Below are 17,050 nucleotides of genomic sequence, written 5' to 3'. Positions count from 1 at the left end.
TTCATCCCGTCGATGTTGAGCAGGTGCACGCCGTCGGCCTGCTTCTTCGCAAAGGTCTGCACGCACTCGGAGCCGGAAGCCACCGGGTTGAGGCCATCCTCGCTCTTGGGCTGGCCGGCGCTGTTGTACGAGGCGTTGAACGCGAACTCGTCGCAGTTGGGCTTGTCGGTCGCATCCTGCATCGCGCCCAGGTCGCCGTACTTGTTGGCCCAGCTGTCTTCGTCGCAGACCACGGCGCGGTTCTTGCCGTTGCGGCCACCTGGCAGGTAGTAGAGCGGCGTGTTACGGGTCTTCACGCCCATGGTGTTCGGCAGCTTCTCCTGCAGCAGCCAGGCGTGTGCTGCGGCCTGCGGGAACTTGGCCGCGTTGAACGTGTACGTGGGGGCGACGTTGACGAAGATGCAGCCGCTCTTGCCGAAGGTCTTCTTCGTGTCGCAGCGGATCATTTCGAGGTCGGACGGGTCGTCCATGCCCCACTGGTAGCCGACGTCCTGGAGGCCGGGCATGTTGCCGGCCTGGAGGATTCCGTCGATGCGGAAGTCGGTGCGGAAGTCGAAGGTCCGCTCCTTCTCTGTGTCGTCCCAGGTGAACGTGGTCTTGAGGTTGGCTTCGTGGGTGTCGGCGGCCGACGTCCACAGCGGCTTGCCGTCCCAGTCCTCATACGGCGCCTTGCCGGGGTCCTTGCACTGCGTATGGCCGGTGCAGAACTGGTCCTTCATGACCATCTCGATGGCCCGGAACAGCGGCGAGATGAGGACGGGCTTGATGTTGACGCGCTGCGTCCAGGTGGTGGTGCCGTCCAGCGAGATTTCGCGGGTCATGCTGAAGTACGCGGTGGCGTACGGCTTGCCGTCCATCTTGTAGTAGGCGGGGAGCGTCTTGCTCTCGCACTCGACAGTGCGGGTCGCGAAGGCGGCCCTGCTCTGACCCGATGGGTTGGTGGCGCACCAGTCGGTCATGCCATTGGCGGCTCGGGGTCCCGGCGCGCGTGCGGCCTTCTCCTTGACCCGCTTCTGCTGTTCCTTCAGCTTCTGCTGGACCTCGGGGGGCAGTTCGTCGAACGTGAGGGACGGGCCGAAGCATGCCTGGGCGCCGTTCTTGTCGACCGGGCCGCACTGCTCCTTGAGCGGGGTCTTCCTCGCCGTCGGGCTGTTGGAGACGGGGGCTCCGAGGGGTCGGGTGATCAGGCCGGTGGGGACCTGTGCCGACTGGTCCGGGTTCGGGCTGTTCGTATCCGGATCGGGGAGCTTGAGGTCGACGGAGTAATCGCCACCGCTGTTGGTGCCGTTTCCGCTGAACGCCACGCTGACGGCGTCGGATGCTCCGCCATCGTTGGCGGTGCGGACGTTCAGTGTGTGCGAGGCGCGGGCGACCGCGGAACGCAGGCCGGTGTCGGCGGAACGCAGACCGGTGTCGAACGTCACCGACGTCTTGCCGACGGCGTCAACGCGCTTCCACGCGGCACCGTCGAGCTGCCATTCCACCCACTTCGCCTTGTGGCCGGCGGGCAGGTTGACGGTGAACTCGCCCGGTTTACCGTTGTTGGCGACACTGGTCGGCTTGGCCGGCTTCTCCACGACCGGTACTGCGACCTTGAACTTGGACCACGGTGACCAGTCGGACTCGTACGCCTTGCCGTCGTAGGCGGAAGAGCGGACGAGGTAGGAGACGCCGTTCTTCAGTTTGCCCTTGGGGACGTCGACCGAGGTGGGCTTGCCGGAGGCCACGTATCCGGAAACGAGGACGCCGTACTGGTTGGTGTCGCTCAGGTTGACCTTGGAGACCGGCTTCCACGCGGCGTCTGCGGTCCAGACTTCGAACGTGGAGGTCGCGGTGTCGCCGTCCGGGTCGATGACCGTGTTACGCAGGGTGGGCGTTTCAGTGTTGGTCTGCCACACGCCGGAGGTCTGCGTGAACGGCGGCCCGACCTCGGGTCCCTTGGGGGTGTTCGGTATCCCGTTTGCGGCCCGCCCTGCTGCGCCGGGTGCGCCGAACACGTGGGGTGGTGTCGCCGACGGCTTCTCGTCGGCTGCGGTCGCGCTGACGGTGTCGAGGGCGATCGCCGTCTGTGCTCCGGTACCGAGGAGCGTTGCTATGGCTATGGTCATGGCTAGGGAGGTGCGCCTCATGGTGAAGGCGCCCGATACCCGGTACTTCACTTGCTGTGTTCCTGTTCGGTTGTCCTGATGTCGAACTTATGTCCGGCACCAGGCATGGGACTCTACCTCCTTGGTCTGGACCAACTCACGGTCGGGTGAACCACGGCAACTACCTGATCGCCGGGCAGCGTTCCTCGCATCTGCATGAGGTGTCGGAGCGTCTCGCCACGGGTGCCCCGCAGGCGGCAGGCTGGGTGAGCTGCGCAGGGCGGTCGCCCATCTCGCTCCCGCTGATCTGGTGGGCATCCCTGTCGCCATGGGCTATGCACGGGCCAGCGCGGCGTAGAGCGCGGCAGGCAGCTGCCTGAGAGCAGCTCGGCGGGCATGTCGAAGGAGGGGCAATGGCGGTCGTGAAAGCCGCCGTTAGGACGCCGCCGTTCAGGGGGGTGACGCCAGTATTGACGGCGACGACGGCACATAGAGGCACGCGTGATCGCTATCGTGGCTGAGCCGACCAACTGAAGGATTCAACAGCCAAGTTGATGGTCGACATCATCGCTGCGAGCTCTGTATAGGCTGGTGCGCGTGGATGTGGCGGGGTGTCTTGGGTGTGACCTTCTGACCGGGCGCCGGGAGCTGCCCGGGGGTGTTCTGCACGAGACTGCTGCGTGGGTGGTGAACCACGTGGTCGGTCCGATGAATCTCGGCACCTTGATCGTCGGTCCGCGCGAGCACGTCGTGGCCATCGCGGATCTCGACGACACGGCAGCGGCGGAACTCGGCCCTTTGCTGCGCGATACCGCTCGTGTCGTGGAGACGTTGTGCCGGCCCGAGCAGACCTACGTCTGTATGTGGTCGCATGGCCGCGACGCGCGCAAGCACCTGCACATCGCGGTCCAGCCGGTGACCGCCGAGGTGCGGGCCCGCTACGGCGGGCTGCGCTCCGAGCAGCTCCAGGCCCGGATGCTGGCCGACGGTAACGAGCCGGACATCACGGAGGTCGAGCACTTCTGCGAGCGGGCTCGCGAGCTATTCCGAGCGATCTCCAACAGCAGGGCCGAACACCACAACTGATCATCGCGGCCTCAACGTGAGGTTGGCAAAGGCTCAGTGTCGGCATCCGTGTAGCGAAGTAGCTGGTCAAGCGCGTCAGTGACGAGTCGAATCGGGCCTTGCGCGCCCCGCCCGAGCGGGGTTCCAGCACAGGTACCTGGCGGAAGCCTTCCGCCTTGCAGCACGCGGAGAGTTCGTCGAGCCCGACGTTCGAACTGTTCGAGCGCCAGCGTCCCTTCCCTGCGTTTCGCTCCAAGGGCCGGCTCTTCAGCTTGCGGCGCCCGTTCCGCGCCGCTGGAGGCGCTGACTGGGTATGTCGAAGGGCGTCTGCTCCTGGTGGGAGCCGACGCCCTTCGATCTGGTCCGCTCGTACTACCGTGTGCCGTGCTTGTCTTCTGCGCGCCGCGTCGGTCTCCGCGCCGCAGCGAGCCGCCTCGAACTCCGCGAACTGCTGAGCCACTCCCGAGCAGCTACTTCCCGATCGGCTCCTATGGGTTGGCAGGAGGGATCGGAGGAGGCGGCGTCCAGCCCGGCGGTGCCGACTCAACTAAAGGGTGTTGCAGAAGGCTCGGTTCCGGGCATTTTGCCGGTATGGGTGGGGTGTTGCGGGCTGAGCCGGTGTGGGTGGAGACGTTCACGGGCTTGCGTATGGGCCGGTTCGCGAGGCTGGTGAAGGTGGTGCGGGAACGGGGAGGGAACGGGCCCGGTGGTGGCCGGCCGTGGCACCTGCCGCTGGCGGACCGGGTTTTGCTGGTGGCGGTGTACTACCGCACGAACCTCACGATGCGGCAGCTCGCCCCGCTGTTCGGGATCTCTCCGGCGACGGTCTGCCGGGTCATCCAGCGCCTGCGGCCCTTACTCGCGCTGGAGCCGGCGCCGCAGCCCGTTGCGGACGTCGAGCGTTTGTGGATCGTGGACGGCACTCTCATTCCAGTCCGGGACCGGCAGGTCGGCGCTTCCTCCCGCAACTACCGCTTCTCGGCAAACGTGCAGGTCATCATCGACGCTGACACCCGCCTGGTCGTCGCCTCGGCTCGGCCGGCGCCCGGGAACAAGGCCGATGCCCACGTCTGGCGGGAGTCAGACCTGCCCGCCGCGGCAGCCGGGACGACGGTCATCGCGGACGGCGCCTACCTGGGCACCGGCCTGATCGTCCCGCATCGCCGACGAGCCGGACGCCCCCTCCTGCGCGGTCAGGAGGAAGACAACGCCGAACACCGCCGGGTCCGTGCCCGCGTCGAGCACACCTTCGCCCGCATGAAGAACTGGAAGATCCTCCGCGACTGCCGCCAGAGGGGCGACGGCCTCCACCACGCCGTCCAAGCCGTCGCCACCATGCACAACCTCGCCCTGGCAGGGTGAAACCGCAGGGCAAGTACAACTCCGGCCCACCCGAGCCCAACCTTCTGCAACACCCTTTAGGAGAAGGAGCACGGGCAGCGGCCGACGTAGGCGTCTGGGGCCAGCACGCACAGCTGGTCAGGTCGGTGTCAGCTCGCGTATTCGAGGCTCAATTCTGCGCCAGCAGCGCTACCTTGACGGCATGTCGACCCCGGACCCGCCCACCCCGTCGGGCGTCAGCCTCTGGCAGCGGCTGCGGAACCGGATGGGCGCGCGATCCTTCCTTAACCAGGCAGCGCACTGGCTCCTCACTGGAGCCCCCTGGTGGCTACTGACCTTCGGGCTGCTGTATGTGGCAGGGGGCACGTTCCTCGGATGGCGAGCAGCGTACGAAATTCTCGTCGGCCTGACGGCTCCAGGCCAGAGCGGGAACTCGGCTTTCGCCTATGTGTTGAGCCTGTCCGGTTGGCTGCTCGTGCCTGCGATCATCGGTGGCGCCGCGGGCTACTTTCTGGGCCGCCAGATTGATGCTCGTCGGCCGCTGTCAGAAGAGGAGGTCCACGAGCGGGTAGCAAACCCGGAGCAGCCCGCGACGCCGGAACCCGGCCGCGACAAGGGGCTCCGCATCCGCTCGCTCGTCGAGCTGGAGGCCGAGGGTGGGGAAGGGCGCCGATTTGCCGAGCGGTACGTCAATGGCCCGCACGCCAGGAACCGCGAGATGGCTGAGGAGCACTGGAGCACCACCGTTGAGTTCGTTGCGGACAACTGGGCGCGGCTTGAAGGCCTCACGCCCGCGGTAGCCGCAGCTGAGGCGGAACGGCTCGCGCGTGCAGCCGCATTCAACGCAGCCCAGCTGGACCGGTGCTTCGTGTGCGATCAAAACCGCCGCGTGTAGCGCTGACCGCTACGGTGGTCTCATGGCGCCCACGGAGTCGGCCGACCGGGTCGTCGAGCGGATGCTCGGCACCTCATTCCCGGAGGCCTCCTACAGCGTGATCCAAGACGCCGCTCGTGCCACAGCGGATGTCGCACTGCGCCGTGAGCCAACGGAAGCTGATGCGCGAGCCTTTGCGGCCCGCTTCCGGGGTCAGCTCCTGCCCGTCGAGGAACCGCCTATCGCGACGCCCCGCTCCGGGGGCACCCGTGAGCGCCGCCCCGACTCCAGGCGGCGCCCATGGTCGCCGTTCCGACGGCGCAGGGAGGAGGACGAACGGCGCGAGGCCCGCCGACAGGAGGCCTTGATCGCGGCTGGTCAGCGCCGCATGGAACTGTTGTCCCGGGCCATGAACGACCCGGACCTCGCAGAGACCGTGTTCCTTGGCGATGCTGGCCTCGGGGCACCCATGACACCAGAGCGCCGTCGCCAGTTCCTCTACGTGCGGGCGGTGTACGAAAACATGGTCCTGTCGTGGGCCACCGGCGCCGTGCCGTGGAAGGACCTGTTCGTGCAGGTGCGGGCCTTCCTGCAAAATCCCGTCGTACGGGACTACTGGTATGCCACCCGCGGTGAGCGGGCCGGCCTGACGGCCGACAGCCCGGAGGCAGAAGTAGCCCACATGATCGACAGCCTGGTCCAAGATCTCGAGGAAGCCGAATACGACGAGTGGTGGATCGTTGGGCGGCCCCCCGGCGAGCAGGACTTCTGACCGCAGGATCTCCATCTCGGCCAAAGACGGCGCGTGCCCCACAACGCACCAACCCCCGGCACGGATTACACGGGGTGCCAGGATGCAAGACCCCGCAGAGGACTCCAGACGGCATCGAGCCTTCTCCGCACGAGGCACAGAACGCCTTGGAATCGCAGGATCTGACACAGGCTCATACTGGCACTAACAAAAGCTGCTGATCATGAGACTGACGGCTCGTCTGTACGTAGGTGTGGGTATGGGAATCCGTCAGTCGCGGCCGTGGATCGTGTCGGACGAACTGTGGTCGCTGATCGAGCCGTTGCTGCCGAAGCCAGGTCCGAAGAAGGTAGAGGGCAGACCGCAGGTGCCGGACCGGCAGGCATTGTGCGGGATCTTGTTCGTTCTCTACACCGGTATCCAATGGGAGTACCTGCCGCAGGAGTTGGGTTTCGGCTCGGGGCATGACCTGCTGGCGGCGCCTGGCCGCCTGGAACGAGGCAGGCGTCTGGGACCAGCTACACGTCGCGCTGCTGAAGAAGCTGCGGTCGACCGACCAGTTGGACTGGTCGCGGGCGGTGATCGATTCCTCGCACGTGCGGGCCGCTCGGCGAGGCCCAAAAGTGGGCCCAGCCCGGTCGACCGTGCGCGGCCGGGCAGCAAGCACCACGTTCTCACCGACGGGCAGGGCATCCCGCTCGCGGTCTCGCTGACCGGCGGGCACCGCAACGACGTCACCCAACTTCTGCCTCTGCTCGACAAGATCCCGGCCGTGGCCGGTCTCGTTGGTCGGCCACGGCGTCGGCCGGACATGCTCTTCGCCGACCGCGGCTACGACCATGACAAGTACCGACGCCTGCTGCGAGCCCGCGGTATCCGCCCAGCGATCGCCGAACGCGGCCAGCCTCACGGCACCGGCCTGGGCATCTTTCGCTGGGTCGTGGAACGGACGATCTCCTGGCTGCACGGCTTCCGCCGCCTACGGATCCGCTGGGAACGACGCGACGACATCCACGAAGCCTTCCTCGGCCTCGCCGCCTGCCTCATCACCCACCGCCACGTCCAACGCCTTTGTTAGCACCTCTGAGCCCCTGGCACCGCCGGCGGGCGGTACCAGGGGCTCAGTCGTGACGGTGACCGTTCAGAGGACTCCGCGCGTGGCGCGGGTCAGGGGGCCCTGGCCACGCCTCACGTTGGCGCCTCCCAGTGCGTAGGCACCGGCCAGCATGGCGACGGCGCCGCTGCCGACGCCCATCGCGATCGCCTTGCGGTTCTTGAGCAGCGTCCACGTCGTCGTTGCCGCTTGGAGCGTCTTCCCCGGTACGGCGGACAGCAGTTCGCCCCCCGCCTTCGCCTTCGCCTTCGTTTTCGCACCGAGCGTGGCGCTCAGCGCCGCCGCGCCTTCTCCGGCCTCGGTGGCCGATGACTTGACGCCACGGGCCGCGGAGCCGGTCTTGGCGGCGGCTCCGGAGGTGGCCTTGGAAGCGGAACGGGCCGCGCTTCCCGTGGCCTTGGCGCTCTCCGCCTTGGACCGGTCGGCCTTGCCTTCCGTCGTGGCGTCACCTACAGGGCTGCTTCCGTTCTTCGCCGATTCACTCATACCCTCCGTCTGACCTTGTCTCGTTGTTCGAAACAAGCACGTATTCGCTTGGCGCTCATCGGCCCCATTCGGCCGCCAGACCCCATGTGTCCGGGGCCTCGCGCACCAGCGGTCGGACACCTGGCCCGGGCCGTCAGGTGATCACGGGAGGGAAGCCCGCAGGTGCCGCCACCGGGCTGACCGCCTGAGTCACCCTGTCCATCTGTACGTAGCTGGCGGTGTATTCGACACCTTCGGGTACGAGGTACTCCAGTTCGGCCGGGTTGTTCGACATCTGACCATAGGTGCGGACGGTAAAGGTCACGCCGTACCAGAAGGGTGCTCCCGCGTTGTTCTGCGCGTGGCGTGTGCAGGCGAGCAGCATCGCTTTCAGAGGCTCCTCGAACCTGCGGTTGAAGTTCTGGTTCGTACTGTTCGTCATGGGCGTCAGGTTGATCGAGACCCCGTGGCCGCCCAAGTTGTCGTTCCACAGGTGGCCTTTGATCCAGCCGTCGCCGTCCCGCTGGTTGAGCTCGTTGACGAGCGTGCATTCGGCGGCCCCCGGACGAGAACCCCCGTAGGTGTTCCCGGGCGCGTTGACACTCGGCCCCAAGGTGACCGCGACACTGGATCCGCCTGTGCGAGCCAGCGGCCCACCGTACGGGTTCACGGGGCCGAAAGCAGGAGTGCCCCACACCGGCGGGTGCCTGTCCCAAGCGAGGAGCGGCAGATTCCCGGTGGCACCCCGGGTGGCGACACGCTGCACCCGGACCTCCGCGGCAGCAGGTGCTCCGGTGGACCGGTCCTCCCCCACCGGCGACTTCCGCTGCACGGGCCCGCTCATCGCACGGGTGGCGTTGGCCTCGGCCTCACGCTCGAACCGGTCACCCGGATCGGAGACGCGAAGCCCCGCGCCGTTGTCAGTGCCGGCCACGGGCCCTTGACGTTGCTGGATGACGTGGGTGAGTTCGTGGGCGAGGGTGTGCTTGTCGCCGCCGCCGTCGCCGATGACGACGTGGTTGCCGGAGGTGTAGGCGCGGGCGCCGACCTCGGCGGCCGACGCTTTCGCGGCACTGCCGGTGTGCAGCCGGACGTCGGAGAAGTCCGTGCCGAGGCGGGCTTCCATGTCGGCGCGGGTGGACTCGTCGAGAGGCCGGCCGCCACTGCGGAGGACATCGTGGACGGCGGACCTCTGTACCTCCGGTACCGCCTGCTGGTGTCCGCAGCCCGCGCCGTGCTGGTGTTGTTCCTGCGCCCCGAGGTGGCCGGCCTGACGGAGCATCTGGACGACCGCGGCGTTCCCGGCCGTGCCCTGTAGTGCCACGAGCGCCTGGGGAGAGGTGCCCCCGGCGGCCGCGCCTTCGGGCGCCGGGGTGCGGGCCGGTGCCCGGCTGGACTTCTCGTCGGCGGGGCTGGGGTTCTCGCGGGTGCGCATGGGGCCTTCCGGGGAGACGGACTCGGGGTCCCCCCTGGATACGTGACGCGTGCCCCTCCGTGCCAGGTACTGATGGGCAGTGTTCGGTGTCTGAACAGGCAACGTGAGCGCCGCTCGCCCACCACTTTCCCTGCTTGCCCCGCTGATGGTCGGCGACCCGGGGCCGTCGTCCGGCGGGCGTGGCACCGGTCGCCCCGGGCAGCGGGAGGTTCAGGTCTCCACGGCTGACCGGCGCTCCGTGCCGCTCTCCCCGCGCAGTCGGCGGCGCAGTGCCGCGAACCGCGGGTGGCGCTCGCTGAGCTCCGCCGAGCGGCGGTCCAGCTCCTGCATCAGGCGCTCGGTGCGCTTGTCGAGGTCCTGCTCGTCCAGGATCCGGTCGACCTCGGCGAGCAGCGCGCCGTGCAACTGCCACTGCCTGGGGTGCTCCTGCACGTCCTCCAGCAGCATGTCGGCGACCCGGTTGCGGGCGGCCCGGCTCGCGGCCAGGGCGGCGGTCAGGCGCTCCTCGGCCTGCTCCGCGCTGCCGGCCACCTGAGTGGTGACCATCCGGGCGAAGCTCACCGTGGCCAATGCCTACGCCGCCCTCGTCAAGCCCCCATCAGAGCTGGACCCGTTGTCACGCTCGATGCTGGAGCACCGCGATGGACCTGCAGCGGCAGGAGACCGAAGCCGAAGGCATGCGCTACTGCCACGACAGCAGCCCCGACCAGTGGCACGCCGACGAACTGCCCTACTGCGAACCGTCAGCGGCCCCGCTGCCCGGCCAGCATCCTCGCAGAACCCCTGATGCGTGGTTGGGCAGCGGACTACTGCGGCGCGCCCCCTCCTGCGGACCATTGGCGTTCCACTCAGCACCACGGCGTGGACCAACCCCTCGCCGGACAAGGGTCAAACCTGGATCATCGACTACATCCACGAACCGCAAGTTCCCGCCCCCCCCTGCCTCACCAGGGGTACATCGATCTGCTCACCGCCCCGGAGTGCGGCCTGGCCATCACAGGTACCAGCCTGCACTGCTCCTGCGCCCGCTTCCCCGAATACACCACCGAATGCCGATTCAACGCCCGCGGCAGCACAGGACAGTTGGGCGCTCTCCAGGTGCAGTTCTCCCGCCCTATCGGCGGCAATCTGGAGCTCTACCAGGAAGAACCGGACGACTACGAGGCCCGGCGGAAGCTCTATCGCCCGATTCCCTCGCACCTGCTACGCGGTTCCGCCGAGACATTGGGGCTGCCGGACCTCATCCCGTAGATCGTGGATACCGGTCCCGGTCGGACCGCTGGCACCGCCGATGGACGGCGGCGGAGTGCCAGCCGTCGGCGGTCACCACGGGGCGACAAGTTGCGGGTTGGGCCGGGTCGGGTGGAGAGATTCACGGGCTTGCGGATCGACCGGTTGGCGAAGCTGGTGAACGTGGTGCGGGAGCGGGGTGGGAACGGCCCGGTGGTGGCCGTCCCTGGTGTCTGCCGTTGGCTGAGCGGGCGCTGCTGGCGGCGTACCGGGGCGAGTGCGGGGCTGGGGTACGACCATGCGGGGCGCCCGCTCGCTTCTATCCCGCCGGATGGCTCTGCGACGACCACCGGCCGTAGCCCACAGCACGGACTACCCGTGGGACAGCCCTACCTGCTCCCGATCGCTCCCACGACTTCTCACTATGCAACCGGCCCATGCCGCCGATGCCGTGGCCGCCAAGATCCGGACCATTTCCGGACCAACCCCGCGCGAAAGACTTGCAAAGCGCCGTTTTCCCTGGTCAGTCGGGGTGCAGCTGCTGTACCGCCAGCAGACGAAGAACCTGCTGGTACCCCAAACGCGTGGATCACCACTCTGCTCAACGCCTCCAACCCTCAAGCTCACGGCATCGACGTAATTCCACACCGCTTGCCGCGCGAAAGGCATCAGCCGGTCAAATCAGTATTCATTTCGCGGCTCCCCCGCATTCTGAGCGGCCCGCTGCCCCCCCTGCGTGTGACCAGACGTGAGCCTTCTCGCGTAAGGCCGCAGACCATATTTCGTCGCACATAAACGGGACCAAGCCCGCGGCGCCGCCGTGGGTCATGAACCAGTGCCCTCGATTAGTCAGTATCAGACGGTCGGTAAGCGAAGCCAAGTCGCTACTGCCGCTCGAGACGCGGGCGATCCTGGGCCTCCCACCAGCACACGCGTCAGAGGGCAGCTGATCTGATTACTCGTCAGTAAGGTCAGCAAAGGGTCAGCAAGCGTCCGATTAGACCTGGTCAAACGTGCCGACACATGCGAGTTGCAGCCCGCGTCTGCGACCGTCCCGTCGCAGCTCGACCGAGCACTCCCGACGCTCCCACCGCGAGAGGCCAACAACCTTCCCCCTACACATCGGTGACCATCAGCGCCAGACACATACCCCCTGGTCAGCGCACCCTCCCCCGCGGCTTAAGCGCCACCGGCGGAAGTTCCGGGGCGGGCAGTGGCGCGCCGTCGTAGCCCTTCACCTCGCCGAAGCGGGAGCCCGTCATCCAGTCGGTGCGGGCCGCCTCGATGTCCTCCTGGCTGCGGCCCACGAAGTTCCACCACATCACCAACTCCTCCTCGAAGGGCTCGCCGCCCAGGAGCATCAGGGCCGCGTCCGATTCCGCGCGCAGCGGGAGTTCGGTGCGGCCGCAGCCCAGGTAGAGCATCGAGCCGGGGAGCACTGGTACGTCGTCGACGTGGGCCTCGCCGGACATGGAGAGGACGGCGTACTCGAAGTCCGGTTCCAGCGGGAGGCGTACGTCTGTGCCGCCGGACAGCGCCAGGTCCGCGCCGACGATGGGGGTGTACGTCGTGCCTGGCGAGGTCGCTCCGTCCAGCGTGCCCAGGAGCAGGGTCGCGGTCAGGCCGGGGGCGGCGATCCGCGGCAGGTCCGCGTGGTGCTCGAAGTGCGGGGCCGTGTGCCGGTCGGTGTCGGGCAGGGCCACCCACAGCTGTGCGCCGTGGAGGAGGCGGGCGTGGGACTTCGGGCTCTCCTCGGAGTGGGAGATGGCCCGGCCCGAGGTCATCAGGCCCAGCTCGCGGGGGCGGATGGTCCGCAGGCTGCCCGTGGAGTCGCGGTGCAGCACCTGCCCGTCGTGCAGCCAGCTGACAGTCTGCAGGCCCATGTGCGGGTGGGGCGGCACCTGCATGCCGGGCTCGTCGGCGATGTCGTCGGGGCCGTAGTGGTCGACGAAGCACCAGGCGCCGACCATGCGGCGGCCGAGATTCGGCAGCAGGCGACGGACTTCCGTGGACTCGCCGAGCTTGACCCGGCGGGGGCTGAGGAGTTCCCGTACCGGTTCCGCGACGACGAACCCGCGACCGCCGCACAGGGTCGGAACCGCCTCGCGATCAAGATTGCTCATGCCGCACAACCTAGCCCCGAGGGGCGCGGGGCGGCAGGTGCCCGTACGCCACCGGCTCACGTGGCGGCGCAACGCAGTCAACGCAGTCGTGGAATATTCAACTACGTGGTGTCGTTTCAGGTCGCGAAGGAGGCAGACAAGTGAGGCGGACGATGGAGAGGGAGATGGGAATGGGGATGGAGACGGGTGTGGGCGTGGACGTGGCCTATTACGCGCACGGGACCGCGGCAGAGCGCTGGGAGCGTGCGCGGCAGTTCTTCGACGCCAAGGAGTACGCCACCGCGGCACGCATCCTCGACGCCCTGGCCGACGAGGTGCCCGAGCAGGTCGCCCCGCGGCTGCTGCTCGCCCGCGCCTACTACCACTCGGCGCAACTCGGGCGCGCCGAGGCGGCGTTGCGCAAGGTGCTCGACCTCGACCCGGTCGAGAGCTACGCCCGGCTCATGCTGGGCCGCACGCTGGAACGGCAGAACCGTCCGGACGACGCGGCACCCCATCTGCGTATGGCCGCCGCGCTGAACGGGGACTTCACGCAGGCGTGAAAACTAATGCGCATTAGTTCCGTCTCTCCCTAGCGATTCTCCGCGTCTCCCCGTAAGAATTGCGGCGACTTCGACCCAGGGGAGAGATGAGCATGAAGAGGCGCAGCGTCCTGCTCGCGGCACTGGCGTTCACCGCCACGTCGGGCGGTACGGCCATGGCGGCGGGGAAACCGGCGGCGGCGGGGAAACGTGTGGTCGTTTACTACCAGACGCAGTACGCGAACGGTACGTACGTCTCGCCGCTGGCCCTCACCCGGAACAACACCGGCGTGACGGACGTCCTGGTGGCCGCCGTGCATCTGAACGACCTCAACGGGCCTTATGCCCCGGTGCACGTGAACGACGACCCGCCACATGCGGCCAAGTACGACCGGATGTGGCGGGACCTCCGGACGCTGCGCGGCCAGGGCGTGAACGTGCTGGCGATGATCGGTGGCGCGGCGCCCGGCAGCTTCACTCGGCTCGACACCGAATTCGACACGTATTACCCGCTGTTGCGCGACTTCATCCGCGAGTACGAGCTGGACGGTGTCGACCTCGACGTCGAAGAGCGGATGTCGCTGGCGGGAATCGAGCGTGTCATCAGTGCGCTGCGCGCCGACTTCGGCAGTGATTTCCTGATTACGCTCGCGCCGGTGGGCAGCGCGTTGAGCGGTGGCGGGAATCTCTCCGGTTTCGACTACGACGCGCTCTACCGGAGCCGGGGCGGTGACATCGCCTGGTTCAACGCCCAGTTCTACAACGGCTGGGGTTCGATGAAGTCGACGTCCGATTACGACGCCATCATCTCCCGCGGGCTGATTCCGGCGAGCAAGGTGGTGGCGGGCACGCTGACCTCGCCGGCCAACGGCGGCAGCGGGTTCGTCGGCATGGCGACGCTCAAGTCGACGCTGCGCTCGCTCTCCGCGAAGCACCGCGGCTTCGGCGGCGTGGCCGGCTGGGAGTACTTCAACTCCGAGCCCGGCGGCACGGCGGCGCCCTGGAAGTGGGCGGCCGAGGTCTCCTCGGCGCTCAAGCGCTGAGGCCGGTGGTGAGCGGCGCGTCGCCGCTCACAGCCACAGGGCCTCGGCCGCGGCCACCCCCGCACAGGCCGCGCCGAGGCCCGCCGCCACGCTCCCCAGCACGTTCGCCACCGCGCGTCGCCGCGCACCGCTCTCGGCGAGCCGCAGTGTCTCGTACGAGAAGGTCGAGTATGTCGTCAGCGCCCCGCACAATCCCGTGCCGAGGAGGAGCTGGGCGTGCGACGACGCGGCGCCCGCTGTGACCGCGCCGGTGAGTGCTCCGAGGATCAGGCTGCCGATGACGTTGACGGTGAGGGTCCCCCAGGGGAAGGCCGTGCCGTACCGGGCCTGCACGGCGCGGTCGGTCAGATAGCGCAGCGGGGCGCCGATCATCCCGCCGGTGACGACGAGCAGCCAGGTCACGGCCGCCTCCCCGGCGCCGCACGGCGCGTCACCGCACGGCGGGTCACCGCACGCCGCGTCCCCCACGTCGCGCTCCAGACCGCCGCGAGCGCCGCGAGCGGCGTCAGGGCGAGGTACGTCAGGCCCGTGCGGACGTGGCCGCCGCCGAGGAGGCGCTCGATGTCCACCGCGTACGTCGAGAACGTGGTGAAGCCGCCGAGGACGCCCGTGCCGAAGAAGGGCCGCACCAAGGGGTGGACGGTCCACGTCTCCGTGACCAGCACCATGAGGACGCCGATCGCCGCGCAGCCCACGGCGTTCACCGCGAGGGTCGTCCAGGGAAACCCGTCGGGGACCACCGGCCACCACAGCGACGCCGCGTACCGCGCCGCCGCGCCGGCACCGCCGCCGACGGCGACCGCCGCGACGACCTGCCCCTCGTGACGCGTCAGCACGCGGCGTCGAGTGGGGGCCGGACGCCGCCCGAAAAAGATCATCACCGTTTCCACAATAATCGGCGGGCCCGGCATCGACCGGCCCGCCCGGCGCCAACCCGGGCGCCCGGTTCGCCGCGTCAGCCGGGCAGCCCCAGGGGGACGCGGCGAGTGGCGCGGCCCTCGTCGTCCAGGAGCCAGCCCATGCGCTTGGGCGAGTGCAGGCCGACGGTGCGGGCCGCTGACGGAGACGCACATGCAGACCTGCTCCATGTGGGCCGGCGCGCTTGCGGTGGTTTCGAGGTGAGCGTGCGGGACGGTCGCCCGGTAGATCACCATGGTGCGCAGTCCGGCCGGCGGCTGGGCGAGGTCGCAGCGGAAGCTCATCCCCGTCAGGGCGGCGAGTTCGGTGTAGCCAAGCCGGCCGTCGCCGCAGAGAGCGGTCACCAGCGCCAGGTCCTCGTCGGCCGGGCGGCCGCTCATGTCCGTGCTGTAAGTGATGTGCCAAGGGAGGGTCTTTCTTCACGCTCCCTCACACGCTCACCGGCAGCGAGGACTTCGGAGTTTTCGGGCCGGCTCTCCAAGCGCCATCGATCTTCCGGCACTTCGGCGGCCTCGACCCGGCCGTGTTCCAGGGCCTCGACCCCGAGGGCCTGCTGGAGAACGGCGTTCCGGCCACGGTTCCCGACTGATCGTGGCGGCGGCGCAGTGGCTGGGTGAGGCGGACGACGGGGGCCTCCGGCACAGACCCTAGGTCGCCGAGGCGTTCCGGATCGCGTGGACCAGGCCGGTTACGAGGCGTGCCCGTTCGGCCATCGTGTCGACCAGCACGTACTCGTGGTCGGCGTGCGCGCCGCCGCCGACCGCTCCGAGGCCGTCGAGCGTCGGCACCCCGATCGCGGCGGTGAAGTTGCCGTCGCTGCCCCCGCCGACCGCCGCGCTCCCGATGCCGGGGAGCAGCCGCTCCGCGATCGCGAAGAGCCCGGCCGCCGCCGACTCGGGCATCGGCGGGCGGCCGACGGACCCCGTGACCGTGAGCTCCGCCCCTTCGAGGTGCGGGGTCAGCGCCGCGAAAGCGGATTCGACGCGTTCCTTCTCCTCGGCCGACTCGACCCGGACGTCGACGACGACGGTCGCCTCGGCGGGAACGACGTTGTCCACGGTGCCCGCGGACGCGACGGTCGGAGTGACGGTCGTGCCGATGTCGGGGCGGCCGAGCGCCGCGATGTCCAGGACCTGATGGGCCGCTTCGACCAAGGCGTTGACGCCCGCCTCGGGTTCGAGCCCGGCGTGCGACGCGCGGCCCGCGACGGAGACCTGGAACGCGCCGCAGCCTTTGCGGCCGGTCTTCAGCGCGCCGCCGTCAGCGGCGCCCTCGAACACGAGGACCGCACCGCAGGCGCGGGCGCGTTCCTCGATGAGGGCGCGGGAGGAGCGGGAGCCGACCTCTTCGTCCGCGGTCACGAGGATCTCCACGCCCGACAGGTCGTCGAGCGCCGCCAGGCCGTGCACGGCCTGCACCAGACCGCCCAGCATGTCGAAGACGCCGGGGCCGGTCGCGCGCCCGCCCTCGACCGTGAACGGGCGGCGTGCGAGGGTGCCGAGCGGGAACACCGTGTCGTGGTGGCCGAGGATCAGCACACGCGGGTCGCCGCCGCCCGACCAGTGGACGTGCGGCCCGGCTTCGCTCGGGACGAAGGCTGCCTGCCCGCCGAGTCGGCTTTCGATGACTGCGGCGACCGCTTTCGCCGACTCCGTCAAGGCGTCGAGGTCGCGCGACGGCGACTCGACCTCGACGAGAGTTCTGAGGTCGTCGATCATCGCGTCGACGTTCACGTCGGCTGCTTCGCGCGTCATCACGCGGCAAGAATACTTCGGGCCGGTGAGGGGCCCGTCGGGTGTTCAGGAGTTACTCCCGGCGGCGCCGCCGCGGCGTCGGGCGGGCCCCGCCACCTCCGGCGGCCATGCCTCCGGGTCCAGGAGTCCGAGTACGTAGGCACGCGCCACCAGCGCCGTCCGGTTCGGGGCCCGCAGCCGGCGGCAGAGCCGTGTCAGGTGGTAGTTGACGCCGTCGACGCCGATTCCGACGGCGCGGGCCCCCACCCAATTGGTGGCGGCCCCCCCCCCCCGACCCACGATTAGGGGCCCCCGCGCCCGCAAGGGCCGGGGGGGGAGGTCCAACCCCC

At 68.9% G+C, this 17,050-nt stretch carries 15 protein-coding genes and 3 pseudogenes; 9 read left to right on the top strand and 9 right to left on the bottom strand.

The genetic code is table 11. The annotated features are described in order from the left end of the window. Positions 1-2,108 (bottom strand): annotated as a pseudogene (locus ACI2L3_RS37920) (hypothetical protein); the annotation flags it as partial. Positions 2,109-2,771: 663 nt separating this feature from the next. Between ACI2L3_RS37920 and ACI2L3_RS37915 the strand changes: the two are divergent. The 5 genes from ACI2L3_RS37915 to ACI2L3_RS37895 all read left to right on the top strand — a co-directional run bounded on the left by ACI2L3_RS37915 (position 2,772) and on the right by ACI2L3_RS37895 (position 7,196). Continuing rightward, positions 2,772-3,173, top strand: coding sequence for a hypothetical protein (locus tag ACI2L3_RS37915; RefSeq protein WP_404757011.1), 402 nt, complete (start codon positions 2,772-2,774; stop codon positions 3,171-3,173). A 570-nt stretch (positions 3,174-3,743) separates the two neighbouring features. Continuing rightward, positions 3,744-4,514, top strand: a complete 771-nt coding sequence (locus tag ACI2L3_RS37910) for a transposase (RefSeq protein ID WP_404757010.1) — start codon at positions 3,744-3,746, stop codon at positions 4,512-4,514. Positions 4,515-4,695: 181 nt separating this feature from the next. Beyond that, positions 4,696-5,388: a DUF6313 family protein gene (locus ACI2L3_RS37905; RefSeq protein WP_404757009.1), complete on the top strand. Its 693-nt coding sequence runs from the start codon at positions 4,696-4,698 to the stop codon at positions 5,386-5,388. A 22-nt stretch (positions 5,389-5,410) separates the two neighbouring features. Continuing rightward, positions 5,411-6,139: a DUF6082 family protein gene (locus ACI2L3_RS37900; RefSeq protein WP_404757008.1), complete on the top strand. Its 729-nt coding sequence runs from the start codon at positions 5,411-5,413 to the stop codon at positions 6,137-6,139. 238 nt (positions 6,140-6,377) lie between these two features. Further along, positions 6,378-7,196: an IS5 family transposase gene (locus ACI2L3_RS37895; RefSeq protein ID WP_404757007.1), complete on the top strand. Its 819-nt coding sequence runs from the start codon at positions 6,378-6,380 to the stop codon at positions 7,194-7,196. Between the two features lie 63 nt (positions 7,197-7,259). Here the strand turns inward: ACI2L3_RS37895 and ACI2L3_RS37890 are convergent, their stop codons facing one another. The 3 genes and pseudogenes from ACI2L3_RS37890 to ACI2L3_RS37880 all read right to left on the bottom strand — a co-directional run. Further along, positions 7,260-7,718 (bottom strand): hypothetical protein, encoded by a 459-nt coding sequence (locus ACI2L3_RS37890; protein WP_404757006.1) that lies wholly within the window; start codon positions 7,716-7,718, stop codon positions 7,260-7,262. Between the two features lie 133 nt (positions 7,719-7,851). Further along, positions 7,852-9,132 carry a DUF4157 domain-containing protein gene (locus ACI2L3_RS37885; RefSeq protein WP_404757005.1) on the bottom strand — a complete coding sequence of 427 codons (1,281 nt, stop codon included), beginning with the start codon at positions 9,130-9,132 and terminating at the stop codon, positions 7,852-7,854. A gap of 210 nt (positions 9,133-9,342) precedes the next feature. Next, positions 9,343-9,699: pseudogene (locus tag ACI2L3_RS37880) on the bottom strand (hypothetical protein); the annotation flags it as partial. A gap of 294 nt (positions 9,700-9,993) precedes the next feature. On the opposite strand from ACI2L3_RS37880, the gene ACI2L3_RS37875 reads away from it, so the two are divergent. Both ACI2L3_RS37875 and ACI2L3_RS37870 read left to right on the top strand, forming a co-directional pair. Next, positions 9,994-10,383: a hypothetical protein gene (locus tag ACI2L3_RS37875; protein ID WP_404757004.1), complete on the top strand. Its 390-nt coding sequence runs from the start codon at positions 9,994-9,996 to the stop codon at positions 10,381-10,383. 90 nt (positions 10,384-10,473) lie between these two features. Then, positions 10,474-10,628: pseudogene (locus ACI2L3_RS37870) on the top strand (IS5/IS1182 family transposase); the annotation flags it as partial. An 891-nt stretch (positions 10,629-11,519) separates the two neighbouring features. Here ACI2L3_RS37870 and ACI2L3_RS37865 read toward each other — a convergent pair. After that, on the bottom strand, positions 11,520-12,485 hold the full coding sequence (locus ACI2L3_RS37865) for a pirin family protein (RefSeq protein ID WP_404757003.1): 966 nt from the start codon (positions 12,483-12,485) through the stop codon (positions 11,520-11,522). A gap of 170 nt (positions 12,486-12,655) precedes the next feature. Between ACI2L3_RS37865 and ACI2L3_RS37860 the strand changes: the two genes are divergently transcribed. Next, positions 12,656-13,027, top strand: a complete 372-nt coding sequence (locus ACI2L3_RS37860) for a tetratricopeptide repeat protein (protein WP_404757002.1) — start codon at positions 12,656-12,658, stop codon at positions 13,025-13,027. Between the two features lie 92 nt (positions 13,028-13,119). Further along, a complete protein-coding gene (locus ACI2L3_RS37855; RefSeq protein ID WP_404757001.1) occupies positions 13,120-14,049 on the top strand; it encodes a glycosyl hydrolase family 18 protein in 930 nt (309 codons plus the stop codon). Between the two features lie 27 nt (positions 14,050-14,076). Here the strand turns inward: ACI2L3_RS37855 and crcB (ACI2L3_RS37850) are convergent, their stop codons facing one another. The 4 genes from crcB (ACI2L3_RS37850) to ACI2L3_RS37835 all read right to left on the bottom strand — a co-directional run bounded on the left by crcB (ACI2L3_RS37850) (position 14,077) and on the right by ACI2L3_RS37835 (position 16,967). Then, complete coding sequence (crcB, locus tag ACI2L3_RS37850; protein WP_404757000.1) at positions 14,077-14,451, bottom strand: fluoride efflux transporter CrcB; 375 nt, start codon at positions 14,449-14,451, stop codon at positions 14,077-14,079. Then, the gene (gene crcB / locus ACI2L3_RS37845; RefSeq protein ID WP_404757013.1) at positions 14,448-14,927 is read right to left on the bottom strand and encodes a fluoride efflux transporter CrcB; all 480 of its coding nucleotides are present in this window, start codon (positions 14,925-14,927) and stop codon (positions 14,448-14,450) included. The genes crcB (ACI2L3_RS37850) and crcB (ACI2L3_RS37845) overlap by 4 nt, the downstream gene beginning before the upstream one ends. Before the next feature lie 687 nt (positions 14,928-15,614). Beyond that, positions 15,615-16,721, bottom strand: coding sequence for a M20 family metallopeptidase (locus tag ACI2L3_RS37840; RefSeq protein WP_404756999.1), 1,107 nt, complete (start codon positions 16,719-16,721; stop codon positions 15,615-15,617). 45 nt (positions 16,722-16,766) lie between these two features. Next, positions 16,767-16,967 (bottom strand): hypothetical protein, encoded by a 201-nt coding sequence (locus ACI2L3_RS37835; RefSeq protein ID WP_404756998.1) that lies wholly within the window; start codon positions 16,965-16,967, stop codon positions 16,767-16,769. Between the last annotated feature and the right edge of the window lie 83 nt (positions 16,968-17,050).

Origin of the sequence: Streptomyces sp. NPDC029674 (genome assembly GCF_044903205.1) — a bacterium.
In the GTDB taxonomy this organism is placed as follows: Bacteria; Actinomycetota; Actinomycetes; order Streptomycetales; family Streptomycetaceae; genus Streptomyces.
The sequence above is the reverse complement of the archived record's forward strand: the minus strand, read 5'-3'. Positions and strand labels throughout refer to the sequence as shown.